Genomic DNA, 12,516 nt, shown 5'->3' with positions numbered 1-12,516 from the left:
ATTTGCGTCGCTTTTTACGAAAAATGAAAATAAAAATATCTACACTCTCTGAAGGCAGACATTTTTATGATTTTGAAGTGCCTGTTTCGGAGATTGACCTGCCCGCTGATTTTATTGATAATTGTATTATCAGCGTGCAGCTTGAAAAAACTAAGAATCAAATATTTATAACTTCAAACATTGAGTATAAACATAATTCTCAATGTGATCGGTGCTTGAAGAACTTCAAGCAATCTTTGGCGACAAAGTATAATATGTCTTATGTTTACGATGTCGCCCATAAAGATGAGTACGACGAGAATGTTGTTACTGTAATTCCGAAAGAAGTCGATATAATTGATATAACTAATGATGTAAAAGAGTATTCAATTCTTTCAGTTCCACTGAAAAACGTTTGCAGTGAAAATTGTAAAGGGTTGTGCGCACATTGCGGAAAGGATTTAAATTTTGAAGCATGCAGCTGCGAAACCGATTCATCCGATCCGCGATGGTTAGAGTTAAAGAAAATAATTAATAAATAATACTGGAGTAGATTCAATGCCAAATCCTAAGAGAAGACATTCGAAATCAAGATCAGCTAAGAGAAGAACGCATTATAAAGCCGCTGCACCTTCTGTTTCCACTTGTTCCAATTGCGGCGAGGTTAAATTACAACACCGCGCTTGCCCCGCATGCGGTTTCTATAAAGGTCGCACAATTTATATCCCTAAGTCTGCCTAAGAACAACCTTTAAGGTTACGTTTGGATAATAAAAAAGTAAATTGTTCAATTGCCTTGGATGCAATGGGGGGTGATTTTGCTCCTGAAAAAGTAGTCCTAGGCGGTGTTGAGGCATTTAATAAATTTCAAAATAGACTTGATGTAATTCTTGTTGGTAAGAAGGGCGAGATTCAGTCAGTGCTGTTGAAAAATCAGTTAAGCTTTCCTGATGACAAGATTGTCAATGCAACCGAAGTTATTGAGATGGGCGAGATGCCAACTGATGCGATCCGGAATAAGCCGGATTCTTCAATCGTAATTGCGGCTCGGCTTGTAAAAGAAGGGAAAGCTCAAGCTTTCGTTAGTGCTGGAAATACTGGTGCTGTTGCTGCGGCTTCAACTCTTATTATGGGTAGAATTGAGGGTGTAGATAGACCAACAATAGGAGCCATACTTCCAAGTGAAAGTGGATTCTGTGCAATCTTTGATGTTGGTGCATTCGTCGATGCTAAACCACAGCATCTTTTAAGTTATGCCTTAATGGCTGAGATTTATGTTAGGGAGATTTTGAAAGTAGACAATCCATCAATTGGATTACTTTCTGTTGGTGAAGAGAAAGACAAGGGAAATAAACTGACCAAGGATGCTTTTGATCTGATAAGCAAGTCGAAATTAAATTTTATAGGAAATGTTGAGGGGCGTGATATTCTTAAAGGGACAGCGAATATTGTAATTTGTGATGGATTCATCGGAAACATTCTTTTAAAATTTGGTGAAAGTGTTCCTAAATATATGAAGCATCTTTTAACACTCTATGCAAAAGAAAATTTATTCAAGAAAATTAAAATCGGTTTATTTAAAAATACATTGAAAGAAGCCCTATCACCGCTTGATTATCAGAAATACGGCGGAGTGCCGCTGCTCGGAGTGAATGGAATTACAATAATAGGTCATGGCTCAAGTACATCACTTGCCATTGAAAATATGATTTTGCGAGCATACGAAGTGTATGAAAGAAAAATAACAGAGCGAATTAAAAAAACATTAGCTCAGATTAGTGTGAAGGAATAAGAAAGGAAAAAAATGCCCGTTTCAGATAGCAAATACAATGCAAAGATTTCAGCGATTGGAAAATTTGTACCAGACACGATCTATGATAATGCGTATTTCGAAAAAATTGTCGATACAAATGATGAATGGATAGTAACACGAACTGGAATTAAAGAAAGAAGAATTTTAGTTGATGGAGCTACTTCAGATTTAGGCGCCGGTGCAATTAAAGATATGGTGGAGAGATTTAAAATTGATCTGGATACAATTGATGTGATGATAGTTGCTACAGTTACTCCCGATATGTTTTTCCCCTCGACAGCATGTGTGATTATGGAAAAGCTTGGAATGAAAAAAACTTGGGGATATGATATTCTTGCCGCTTGTTCTTCATTTCTATTTGCAACTTCTCAAGCTCGTGCTTTTATTGAATCTGGAAATTATAAAAAAGTCTTAGTTATTGGGGCGGATAAAATGTCTGCAATAACAGATTATACAGATAGAAATACTTGCATCCTATTTGGAGATGCTGGAACCGCAATTCTTTACGAAAGAACGGAAGATAAGTCTGATGGAATTTTGGATGAAACTTTATACTGTGATGGTTCAGGCGGGAAGTACTTATATATGTCTGGGGGTGGGAGCTTAAATCCGTCTTCACACGAAACGGTTGATAAAAAAATGCACTACATTTATCAAGACGGTAAAGCAGTCTTTAAAGTCGCAGTTATTGGAATGGCAGATGTAGCATTTGAACTAATGAAAAGAAATAATTTATTGGCAGATGACGTTGCTTTTCTTGTCCCTCACCAGGCTAATTTACGAATCATCGATGCAACTAGAGATAGGATGGGTGTAGATAATTCTAAAGTTATGATTAATATTGATAAATACGGAAATACAACTGCAGCAACAATTCCACTCTGTTTAGTGGATTACTACGATATGGGAAAAGTGAAAAGAGGCGACAATTTAATTTTAGCAAGTTTTGGTGCCGGGTATACCTGGGGTGGAATTTATCTGAAGTGGAGTATCGACTAATGACTGCATTAGTTTTTCCAGGTCAAGGCGCGCAATTTGTCGGTATGGGAAAAGATTTATATGAATCTTTTTCAGAATGCAGGAAAGTATTTGACGAAGCTGACGAAATCCTAAAGTTCAAACTTTCGGAAGTTTGCTTCTATGGTCCAGAAGAAAAACTTAAACAGACAGAAAATACTCAACCTTCCTTGTTCGTTCATAGTCTTGCGGTATTGCAGCTAATAAAAAATATCCAAATCTCAGCAGCTGCTGGTCACTCACTTGGTGAATACTCAGCGCTCACAGCTTCAGGTGTTATGAATTTTTCAGATGCTCTAAAAGTAGTCAGAAAACGTGGTGAATTAATGCAGGAATCTGGAGTAAGAAATCCTGGAACCATGGCTGCAATAGTTGGACTTAGCTATGATAAACTCAATGAGCTTTGTGAGTCGGCTAAAACTGAAGGGATTGTCCAACCAGCTAATTTTAATTCCCCGGATCAAGTTGTAGTCTCCGGTTCGATTGCGGGAGTTAGAAAGTTAGTAGAATTAGCAAAAGCTAATGGTGCAAAACTCGCTAAGCAATTAATCGTTAGTGGTGCTTTTCACTCACCGCTCATGAACTTTGCGTATGAAAATATATCTAATTCGCTTGAGAGCGTACAACTGAATAAATTTAACTTTCCAGTTTACTCAAATGTTACAGCTGAAAAATTTGAAAATGAAAATGAAATAAAGAATCTTTTGGTACAGCAAATAATTAGTCCGGTTCAATGGGAAAAAATTATTGTAAATATGATCCGAGACGGAATCCAAACATTCATAGAGATTGGTTCAGGTAAAGTTTTAAGCGGACTTATAAAGAGAATAGATCCGGCAGTTGAAACTTTAAGCTTAGGAACAAAAGAAGAAATTGAAAAATATTTAAGCAATGCAAAAAGTAATTAACGGTTTAATCATCGATCCAATAATTTTCACTCATCCATTCGTACCTAAATGCGATGTTTGCATTTGCAGCGGTGAGTGCTGCTGGTACGGTGTTTATACAGACCTTAAAAAGATGGAAATGATTCTCGAGAAGCGCGAAATAGTAAAAAAGTATATGGACGAAACGCAGCCTCTCGATGAATCGAAATGGTTTGAGCCAATAGAAGAAGACAAAGACTTTGATTCTGGTTACTGTGCCGGTACCGAAACATATAACAATAAATGTGTTTTTCTTGATAAAGTTGGATTCTGTTCACTGCAAAAAGCCGCAGTGGATCGCGGTGAAGATAAATGGAATTATAAGCCATTATATTGTATCTTATTCCCGCTCGTTATTTTTGAAGGTAAGTTGACAATTGATGATGAACATCTTGAAAGAATGCATTACTGCAGTAAATCAAAGAATCAGACTTCCACGATTTTCGAAGCGATGAAAGATGAGATCCATCATTTCCTTGGTGAAGAGGGATACCGTGATTTGCTGGAATATAAGGAAGAATATTTTACTAATTTGAAAAAGAAAGAATTGCATTATGAAATTGAAAGATAAAGTTGCTATTGTCACTGGCGGCGCACGCGGTATCGGTGCGGCAATCGCTTTGCATCTTTCAAAAGAAGGAGCAAAAGTCGTAATCTCTGATATTGCCGATGAGGGAAGTGCACAGCAAGTTCTGGATAGTATCAAAGAAGTAAATGGCGAAGCTAAATATTTCAAGGGTGATGCTTCTAAGTTTGATGATGCACAAAAGACTATCGACTTTACCGTTGAAAATTTCGGTACAGTGGACATCATGGTTAACAATGCCGGCATTACACGAGATAATTTGATTTTACGTATGACAGAAAAAGATTGGGATGATGTTATCCAAGTGAACCTGAAGAGTGTTTTCAATTTCAGTAAAGCAGTCATTAAACCGATGATGGCACAGAGGTCTGGCAAGATTGTAAATATCGCTTCGGTTGTTGGAATAATGGGAAATGCTGGACAGGCTAATTATGTTGCATCGAAAGCCGGAGTAATTGGATTGACAAAAACTCTTGCTAAAGAATTTGCCGGGCGAAATATTCAAGTCAATGCAATTGCCCCCGGATTCATCGAAACTGAAATGACAGCAAAATTAAATCAAGCACAAAAGGATGCGATCATGAATCTTGTACCTTTGAAGAAAATGGGACAACCCTCAGATGTCGCACGAACAGTCGCTTTTCTTTCTTCGCCTGACTCAGATTACATCACAGGCCAAGTAATCTGCGTAGATGGTGGAATGATTATGTAATAAATCATATATTTAACAACAAAAAAATGGAGAATTAAATGGACGTTCAAGCCAAAGTAAAAGAAATCATAATGGATAAATTGGGAGTCGAAGAGTCCCAAATTACACCTGAAGCTTCATTTATCAATGATCTTGGAGCTGATTCACTTGATATAGTTGAACTCGTCATGGGTTTTGAAACAGCATTCAATATTCAAATTCCAGATGAAGATGCAGAAAAAATCCAAGCCGTTGGTGACGTATATAAATATCTCGAGGCAAAATTAGCTTCTTGATAGTTAGCAATTATTAATTATTCAAAGAAAATACAATGCATCACAGAAGAGTTGTTGTAACCGGTCTTGGTTCAGTTCTGCCTATCGGTCTAAATGTTAAAGAAGTGTATGAAGGATTAAAATCCGGAAGAAACGGTGTGGGTCAAATTACTAGGTTTAATGCTTCAGGTTTCGATACTAGATTTGCTGCTGAAGTGAAAGGATTTGATCCTTTGAAATTCATGGATCGAAAAAGTGCTCAAAGAATTGATCTCTTTACACAGTTAGCTATGGTTTCAACGATGGAAGCAATAGAAGATTCAAAGCTGCCACTGGACACAACAGACAAAAATCGTGTTGGCGTGATCTTTGGCTCTGGAATCGGCGGAATGTGGACATGGCATCACCAATCAGAAATTCTTTTCAATGGTGGTGGTGCACAACGGTTAAGCCCCTTCTTTGTTCCAATGATGATCGCTGATATTGCTGCTGGACACATCTCGATTAAATTTGGTTTTAAAGGACCTAATTACGCAACTACTTCTGCATGTGCAACATCTGCACACGCCATCGCTGATGGGTATATGCTAATTCAAAGAGGCTCTGCCGACGTGATTATCTCTGGCGGTTCTGAAGCATCTGTTTGTCCAATGGGAATCGGTGGATTTAATGCTATGAAAGCATTGTCAACTCGAAACGATGCACCAGAAAAAGCAAGCAGACCTTTCGACAAGCACCGAGATGGTTTCGTTATGGGCGAAGGCTCTTCAACATTGGTACTTGAAGAACTTGAACATGCTTTAAAACGAAACGCTTTAATTTATGGTGAATTAGTTGGAATCGGATTGACGGGTGATGCACATCACATTACCGCACCCGCACCAGGAGGTGAAGGTGCTGTCAGATCGATGCAGGCATGTCTCGATGAAGCGGGGATAAAACCTGAGCAGGTAGATTACATCAATGCGCACGGGACTTCAACAGAATATAATGACAGGAATGAAACGCAAGCTATCAAAACTGTTTTCGGTGAGCATGCATATAAGCTTGCAGTTTCGTCTACAAAATCGATGACAGGACATTTGCTCGGTGCAGCTGGCGCAACCGAAGCCCTTATCTCTTTACTTGCAATCAAAAATAGCTTTGTGCCGCCGACGATTAATTACGAAGAGCCTGATCCTGAATGTGATTTGAATTATGTTCCAAATGCAGCCCAGAACAAAGAAGTAAATTATGCACTCAGCAATGCATTTGGCTTTGGCGGACATAACGCCACATTGTTATTTAAAAAATATAATTAAGGTTTGTGCCTAAATTTATATCCCGCCTCTTGAATGGTATCTCACTAAAGAAGACAGAATCTTCTGTTAGTGATGAAATTAGAATTAAGCGGTTAGAAAAAATTATTGGATCAAAAATAAAAGATCCAGATATTTTTTTTGAAGCACTCACTCACCGCTCAGCAGCACACCACAAAATTTCCAAACACAGCTTCCGCTCTAATGAAAGATTAGAATTCTTAGGCGATTCAATTTTAAATCTTGTAATCGGGGAGTACATCTTTAGCAGGTTCAAAAAAGAAGAAGAAGGATTTATGACTAAGATCCGATCGAGATTTGTGAACCGTGAAATTTTAGCTCATACCGGTGAAAAACTTAAGCTCGAAGAAATTCTTTTCATGAGTGAAAATGCAAGAATTGCATTTCGAGGCGGGGCTAAGTCGATGATTTCCGATGCACTCGAAGCACTGGTCGGTGCAATTTATCTGGACCAAGGACTTGAACAAGCAAAGCTGCTAATTCATAAATACATCATTCGTCCAAATAAAGGTCTACTAATTATCTCGGACGATAAAAACTACAAGAGTCGTTTACTGGAATTCACTCAAGCGCAGAAGATGCTTGTCCCAAATTATCAAGTTGTCTCAGAAGAAGGTCCGCACCACTCAAAAACATTCACAATTCATGTAATGATCGGAGACGTAAGTTTTGGTGAAGGTAAAGGTTCAACGAAAAAAACTGCCGAGCAATTAGCTGCACTTAAAGCTCTCGAAAAGTTGAGGTTGGTGTAATAACGTCTTGCACAAAAATGACATACTGTTGCGGACTATTATAAATCCATTTATTGAGAGCAACCGCGTTGGGCGATTCGAGACTAAAAGGCGAAGAATCGCACAGGAAACTTTGCTTGAGCGTCGTGTTTTTGTTTGTTAGTTGCCGTGCTCTTATTTTATTTATGTTAAACGCAAAAGTTCTTCGAAACATAACCTTGCATTTGTTTTAATATTATCTAGATCAGTTCGATTAACAAAAATATTTCTATTATGTGCACCCCAATCACCAAGTCTTTTTAATTCAGGAAGAGCATCAAGTGCATTCTGAGATAGAGTGAATAGATTAGTGGCTCGAATATCATCTATGAGTTTATCTAATTTATAGAACTTACCATTTGTTGGGTTTGTTGCAATAGTAACTGTGCCCCTATTTTGATGGACCTTGATTATAAGACTCACTACGAGCCTACGTAGTAAGACACTGCAAGCATTTGAGGCTCCATTTCTATAGCATATGTTTACCTCAATGGCAATGTCACGAAATATTCTTTCTTTGCCCCGGAATAATGCTGGTTCCTCAGGTAGGTATACGCCTCCAGTAACTGCAAGAGCAAGCTCAAGAGAATAGATTGAAGGCCGTACCTCAAGATGCCAGATAGTTTTCAATTCCTCAACATTATTCTTCTATATAACAACGTCTCCTGGGAAAGTTTGAACAATAGTGTTAACTTTATTTGCAAAACGTTTTATAGCTTTATTTGCTAATAGAAACGATTCTCGCGGATATATACCTACAAGTTCGTTTGCTTTGGAACGTAACTCAGCTATGTTTGAACGAAAGGTTTTCGTGTTGGGATTCGAATAGTCAAGTTGTGCAGTGGTGATAGAATCTAAAATAGTCGGTAAAATATCGACCAAATCGCCAACCTCAGTAAGTTCACGAGGACCCATTCTGGAATTTCCTTCTATGAGTTATGGATTGACATATTTCCAGATTTTGTCCTTGATTCTGCGAAGATGTCTTTCTCGTACGAGACCTTGCAAGGCACCGCTTAGAGCTGTGTTTGGATGAATCCACCGTGAACGTGTAGTTCATCTTTAACCTCTCTGATTGTTCGTGGAACCTCGAAGAATTTTTCATCTTTCAATAGAAGAATTCTACTTTTCACAGTGCCGGGTGCCCTAGAAGATTTCTTAGCCTTCTCAAGTATCTTCCCTGGAGTTGTTGACTTTGCCAGAGTTATAGAGCTTTCGGAGGTGAGCAGATGTTGAAGGAAGACTTCAAAAGCCTTTGTCTTCAAATCGCCCTCTGGCATATCAGCGACTGCCGCTAATGCCTTCCTCTGAATATCTTTGAGTTTTTCTGGTGTGATCATCTTTTATCCTTAGAGTATAATGTTAAAAACTTTTACTTTTATATTGCGTGTGAGAGCATGACAATTAAAATTTGCAACAACGCAATATTGTGTACATCTCCCCAGTAGAGGTGTGATATGCGAACATTTAATTCGAGTTATATTTTGAACTGGCTTTGTCATAGAATCATTGCCGGTTTTACGGATATTCACTTCATTTTCCACTTAACTTTGTGCGATTTTAATTAAATTCATTTGTATTGTCAAGTTGGTGGGGCAGAGGCAAAAGCTGAGATTGAGGTCAAGACTGAGGCAAAGGCTAAGGTTGAGGCTGAATGGACTATCTGTCGTCACCGACCGGTCGGTGACGACATCAATTCTTCTCTTAGCCTTAGTCTCAGTCTTAGTCTTTCTTCAATTCTAAAAGCCACAATCCATCAGCTAAACGACATTTTTCTTATATTTGTAACTACAAATTGCTTATTTCTAATTACATTGATCGCGAAAGGTACTGCTAAATGAATTCCTTTAACCATCCCGATAGATTTGTAAATCGTCACATCGGATTGAATGAAAATGATATAAAAGAAATGCTTTATGAAGTCGGTGCTGAATCGATTGACACCCTGATAGAGGAAACTATTCCCCCTCAAATTAGACTTAAAGAAGAAATTTCACTCGACCAGTCACTTAGTGAGTTTGAATATTTGAATAAGCTGAGGCAAACTGCTCAAAAAAATAAAGTCTTTAAATCTTATATTGGGATGGGTTATTACAATACGATCCTGCCAGCAGCAATTCAGCGAAACGTTCTCGAAAATCCCGGATGGTACACGCAATACACACCATATCAAGCAGAAATTTCTCAAGGACGTCTCGAAGCTTTGATAAATTATCAAACAATGGTAATGGAATTGACATCAATGCCGATAGCGAACGCTTCTTTGCTTGATGAAGCAACTGCTGCCGCTGAAGCGATGAATGTTTCATTCGCGTATTCAAGAAGTTCAAAAAAGAATACTAATAAATTTTTTGTCGATGAAGATGTCTTCCCCCAAACTTTAGCCGTCTTACAAACCCGTGCAGTTCCACAAGGAATTGAGATTGTTGTTGGGAAATACGATGAGCTAAAACTGACAGATGATTTTTTTGGATTATTGGTTCAATATCCATCTGGAAAAGGTTCGGTTAATGATTATTCAGATTTCTTTTCTAAAGCAGATGCAATTAAGATAAATAAAATCGTTGCTGCGGATATTTTAAGTTTAGCTTTGCTTAAACCCCCCGGTGAATTTGGAGCGGATATTGTTGTTGGTTCAACCCAACGCTTCGGAGTGCCAATGGGTTTTGGTGGTCCGCACGCAGCATATTTCGCATGTAAGGAAGAATTCAAGAGGATCATTCCAGGAAGAATTATTGGTGCATCAATAGATGTTCACGGCAGGCCCGCACTTAGAATGGCGCTGCAAACTCGTGAGCAGCATATCAAACGTGAGAAAGCAACGAGCAACATCTGTACGGCTCAAGTGCTTCTTGCCATTATGGCGGGGATGTATGCTGTTTATCACGGACCCGAGGGGATCCAAAAAATTGCTGAACGAGTACACAAGCTTACTAATCTTCTCAACTCTGGCTTAAAACAATTGAATATTAGACAATTGAACGCTCAATTTTTTGATACTCTTATAATTGATCTAGAAAATCAAACCGATAAAATAGAACGGATAAAAAAAACTGCCGCTGAGAAGAAAATAAATTTCAGGTATTTTGAAAATAGACTGATCGGGATTTCTCTTGATGAAACTACTTCAGTAGCAGATGTAAAAGAAATTTTAGAAGTAATGGCCAAAGGGATCGATACGAGCACTTCCCTTAGTTTTGAGAAGTTGGATCTGGAAGTTGAAAGTAGTGTCAAAACCAATCTCAGGCGAAAAAGCAATTTTTTAACGCAGAAAGTTTTCAAATCAAATCTTTCAGAAACAGAACTGCTAAGATATATTAAATCGCTTGAGAATCGAGATTTGTCACTAACGACGTCCATGATCCCGCTTGGCTCATGCACTATGAAATTAAATGCAGCCTCAGAGATGCTGGGCGTAACTTTTCCCGAATTCACAAATATTCATCCATTCGTTCCGCTGGATCAGACTGAGGGTTATCAACAAATTATAAAAGAGTTAGAATATGATCTCGCCGCGATTACAGGTTTTGCTGCTGTTTCGTTGCAGCCAAATTCGGGAGCACAAGGCGAATTTGCTGGATTAATGGTAATTCGTGCATTTCATCACAGCAAGGGTGAATCAAAACGGAACGTTGTTTTAATCCCTTCATCTGCTCATGGAACTAATCCTGCCAGTGCAGTCATGGCAGGAATGAAAGTGGTTGTAGTGAAATGCGATGAAAAGGGAAATATTGATGTAAATGACTTGATAGTTAAAGCAGAGCAGAACAAAGAAAACCTTTCTTCATTAATGGTTACATATCCATCAACACACGGAGTATTTGAAGAAAACATAATTGATATTTGCAAAATCGTTCATAAGAACGGCGGGCAAGTTTATATGGATGGTGCAAATTTAAATGCTCAGCTAGGATTTACTACTCCAAAATTAATGGGTGCGGATGTTTGTCATTTGAATCTTCATAAGACTTTTGCGATTCCTCATGGCGGCGGTGGTCCAGGCGTTGGACCAATTGCAGTTGCTGAACATTTGAAACAATTTCTCCCTTCACATCCGATAATTTCGGTAGGCGGCGAAAAGGGAATATCATCTATCTCGGCGGCACCTTGGGGAAGCGCCAATGTTCTGATCATCTCTCACGCTTATATCAAAATGATGGGAAGTAAGGGACTCAAAAAAGCAACTGAGACAGCAATCCTTAATGCGAATTACATCAAAGCTAAACTTGAAAAACATTTCAGAGTTCTTTATACAGGAAGCAAAGGTAGAGTTGCACACGAGCTGATCTTCGATATGCGTGAATTTAAATCAACGGCAAATATCGAAGTTGAAGATATTGCAAAGAGACTAATGGACTATGGATTTCATGCACCAACAGTTTCATTTCCCGTTCCAGGTACATTAATGGTTGAACCGACAGAGAGTGAAAGCAAATATGAACTCGACCGTTTCTGCAATGCAATGATAATGATTCGTCAGGAAATCAAAGAAATTGAACGTGGGAATTCTGATAAAGTTGATAATGTTTTAAAAAATGCGCCGCATACCTCGCTGGATGTAGTCTCGGACACTTGGAATCATAAATATTCAAGAGAAAAGGCTGCCTTTCCAGCTGAATGGACAAAACGAAATAAATTTTGGCCCTATGTCGGACGCATTAACAGCGCCCACGGAGATAGAAATCTCGTTTGCAGCTGTGAACCAATAAGTTCATATGAAATAGATCAAAAATTGGATTAATAACTATGGATTACTGTGAAATATTAAAACATGCAAAAAATATTGCGGTTGTCGGAATATCGAGCAAGCTAGGAAGGGATTCCGGATTAATTGCGAATTTTTTAAGAGATAAAGGATATAATGTTGTTGGTGTAAATCCTATTGAGAAGGATTTTAATGGTTTCAAAGTTTATAAATCATTAAAGGAAGTACCTTTTAAGGTGGACATTGTTGATATTTTTCGCCGCTCGGAATTTGTTGATGAAATTGTTGATGAAGCAATCGAAGTTGGAGCAAAAGTGATCTGGATGCAGCTTGGTGTCGAAAATGAGCACGCGCGCAGTAAAGCTATCGCTGCAGGAATGCAGGTTGTGATGAATCACTGTATTGCCGTTGAATACAGGAATTGTAATTTTTAGTC

15 protein-coding genes are annotated in these 12,516 nt (G+C 38.4%); 12 read left to right on the top strand and 3 right to left on the bottom strand.

The window, feature by feature from the left end; translation table 11 throughout:
- The first annotated feature begins 23 nt into the window (after positions 1-23).
- The 10 genes from FJ213_02245 (at position 24) to rnc (ending at position 7,357) form a co-directional block, all read left to right on the top strand.
- Positions 24-521, top strand: a complete 498-nt coding sequence (locus FJ213_02245) for a DUF177 domain-containing protein (protein MBM4174980.1) — start codon at positions 24-26, stop codon at positions 519-521.
- 16 nt (positions 522-537) lie between these two features.
- Entirely contained in the window at positions 538-720 is a 183-nt protein-coding gene (locus FJ213_02240; protein MBM4174979.1) for a 50S ribosomal protein L32, read from the top strand.
- Positions 721-783: 63 nt separating this feature from the next.
- Entirely contained in the window at positions 784-1,770 is a 987-nt protein-coding gene (gene plsX, locus FJ213_02235; protein ID MBM4174978.1) for a phosphate acyltransferase PlsX, read from the top strand.
- Positions 1,771-1,782: 12 nt separating this feature from the next.
- Positions 1,783-2,790: a ketoacyl-ACP synthase III gene (locus FJ213_02230; protein ID MBM4174977.1), complete on the top strand. Its 1,008-nt coding sequence runs from the start codon at positions 1,783-1,785 to the stop codon at positions 2,788-2,790.
- Positions 2,790-3,716 (top strand): ACP S-malonyltransferase, encoded by a 927-nt coding sequence (gene fabD / locus FJ213_02225; GenBank protein ID MBM4174976.1) that lies wholly within the window; start codon positions 2,790-2,792, stop codon positions 3,714-3,716. Before FJ213_02230 ends, fabD begins: the two co-directional genes overlap by 1 nt.
- Positions 3,700-4,305, top strand: a complete 606-nt coding sequence (locus tag FJ213_02220; GenBank protein MBM4174975.1) for a DUF3109 family protein — start codon at positions 3,700-3,702, stop codon at positions 4,303-4,305. The genes fabD and FJ213_02220 overlap by 17 nt, the downstream gene beginning before the upstream one ends.
- Positions 4,289-5,032 (top strand): 3-oxoacyl-[acyl-carrier-protein] reductase, encoded by a 744-nt coding sequence (fabG, locus tag FJ213_02215; protein MBM4174974.1) that lies wholly within the window; start codon positions 4,289-4,291, stop codon positions 5,030-5,032. The genes FJ213_02220 and fabG overlap by 17 nt, the downstream gene beginning before the upstream one ends.
- 38 nt (positions 5,033-5,070) lie before the next feature.
- Positions 5,071-5,307: an acyl carrier protein gene (locus FJ213_02210; GenBank protein MBM4174973.1), complete on the top strand. Its 237-nt coding sequence runs from the start codon at positions 5,071-5,073 to the stop codon at positions 5,305-5,307.
- A gap of 35 nt (positions 5,308-5,342) precedes the next feature.
- Positions 5,343-6,587, top strand: a complete 1,245-nt coding sequence (gene fabF / locus FJ213_02205; GenBank protein MBM4174972.1) for a beta-ketoacyl-ACP synthase II — start codon at positions 5,343-5,345, stop codon at positions 6,585-6,587.
- A gap of 5 nt (positions 6,588-6,592) precedes the next feature.
- Positions 6,593-7,357 carry a ribonuclease III gene (gene rnc / locus FJ213_02200; GenBank protein MBM4174971.1) on the top strand — a complete coding sequence of 255 codons (765 nt, stop codon included), beginning with the start codon at positions 6,593-6,595 and terminating at the stop codon, positions 7,355-7,357.
- Between the two features lie 162 nt (positions 7,358-7,519).
- Here rnc and FJ213_02195 read toward each other — a convergent pair whose 3' ends face one another.
- From FJ213_02195 to FJ213_02185, 3 genes are all read right to left on the bottom strand, one after another.
- Positions 7,520-7,798, bottom strand: a complete 279-nt coding sequence (locus FJ213_02195) for a hypothetical protein (protein ID MBM4174970.1) — start codon at positions 7,796-7,798, stop codon at positions 7,520-7,522.
- Between the two features lie 225 nt (positions 7,799-8,023).
- Positions 8,024-8,290: a hypothetical protein gene (locus FJ213_02190; protein MBM4174969.1), complete on the bottom strand. Its 267-nt coding sequence runs from the start codon at positions 8,288-8,290 to the stop codon at positions 8,024-8,026.
- Positions 8,291-8,391: 101 nt separating this feature from the next.
- On the bottom strand, positions 8,392-8,715 hold the full coding sequence (locus tag FJ213_02185; GenBank protein MBM4174968.1) for a hypothetical protein: 324 nt from the start codon (positions 8,713-8,715) through the stop codon (positions 8,392-8,394).
- A 497-nt stretch (positions 8,716-9,212) separates the two neighbouring features.
- Between FJ213_02185 and gcvP the strand changes: the two genes are divergently transcribed.
- Entirely contained in the window at positions 9,213-12,116 is a 2,904-nt protein-coding gene (gene gcvP / locus FJ213_02180) for an aminomethyl-transferring glycine dehydrogenase (GenBank protein MBM4174967.1), read from the top strand.
- A gap of 5 nt (positions 12,117-12,121) precedes the next feature.
- Complete coding sequence (locus FJ213_02175) at positions 12,122-12,514, top strand: CoA-binding protein (GenBank protein ID MBM4174966.1); 393 nt, start codon at positions 12,122-12,124, stop codon at positions 12,512-12,514.
- The last annotated feature ends 2 nt before the right edge of the window (positions 12,515-12,516 follow it).

This window comes from Ignavibacteria bacterium (genome assembly GCA_016873845.1).
In the GTDB taxonomy this organism is placed as follows: domain Bacteria; phylum Bacteroidota; class Ignavibacteria; order Ch128b; family Ch128b; genus JAHJVF01.
The sequence above is the reverse complement of the archived record's forward strand: the minus strand, read 5'-3'. Positions and strand labels throughout refer to the sequence as shown.

Bases quoted from the DNA above. Each gene is read 5' to 3' on its own strand.
- fabD (MBM4174976.1), top strand. From the start codon at position 2,790: ATGACTGCATTAGTTTTTCCAGGTCAAGGCGCGCAATTTGTCGGTATG.
- FJ213_02240 (MBM4174979.1), top strand. From the start codon at position 538: ATGCCAAATCCTAAGAGAAGACATTCGAAATCAAGATCAGCTAAGAGA.
- FJ213_02220 (MBM4174975.1), top strand. From the start codon at position 3,700: ATGCAAAAAGTAATTAACGGTTTAATCATCGATCCAATAATTTTCACT.
- FJ213_02190 (MBM4174969.1), bottom strand. From the start codon at position 8,290: ATGGGTCCTCGTGAACTTACTGAGGTTGGCGATTTGGTCGATATTTTA.
- FJ213_02185 (MBM4174968.1), bottom strand. From the start codon at position 8,715: ATGATCACACCAGAAAAACTCAAAGATATTCAGAGGAAGGCATTAGCG.
- FJ213_02175 (MBM4174966.1), top strand. From the start codon at position 12,122: ATGGATTACTGTGAAATATTAAAACATGCAAAAAATATTGCGGTTGTC.
- fabF (MBM4174972.1), top strand. From the start codon at position 5,343: ATGCATCACAGAAGAGTTGTTGTAACCGGTCTTGGTTCAGTTCTGCCT.
- fabG (MBM4174974.1), top strand. From the start codon at position 4,289: ATGAAATTGAAAGATAAAGTTGCTATTGTCACTGGCGGCGCACGCGGT.
- FJ213_02245 (MBM4174980.1), top strand. From the start codon at position 24: ATGAAAATAAAAATATCTACACTCTCTGAAGGCAGACATTTTTATGAT.
- plsX (MBM4174978.1), top strand. From the start codon at position 784: ATGGGGGGTGATTTTGCTCCTGAAAAAGTAGTCCTAGGCGGTGTTGAG.
- FJ213_02210 (MBM4174973.1), top strand. From the start codon at position 5,071: ATGGACGTTCAAGCCAAAGTAAAAGAAATCATAATGGATAAATTGGGA.
- gcvP (MBM4174967.1), top strand. From the start codon at position 9,213: ATGAATTCCTTTAACCATCCCGATAGATTTGTAAATCGTCACATCGGA.
- FJ213_02230 (MBM4174977.1), top strand. From the start codon at position 1,783: ATGCCCGTTTCAGATAGCAAATACAATGCAAAGATTTCAGCGATTGGA.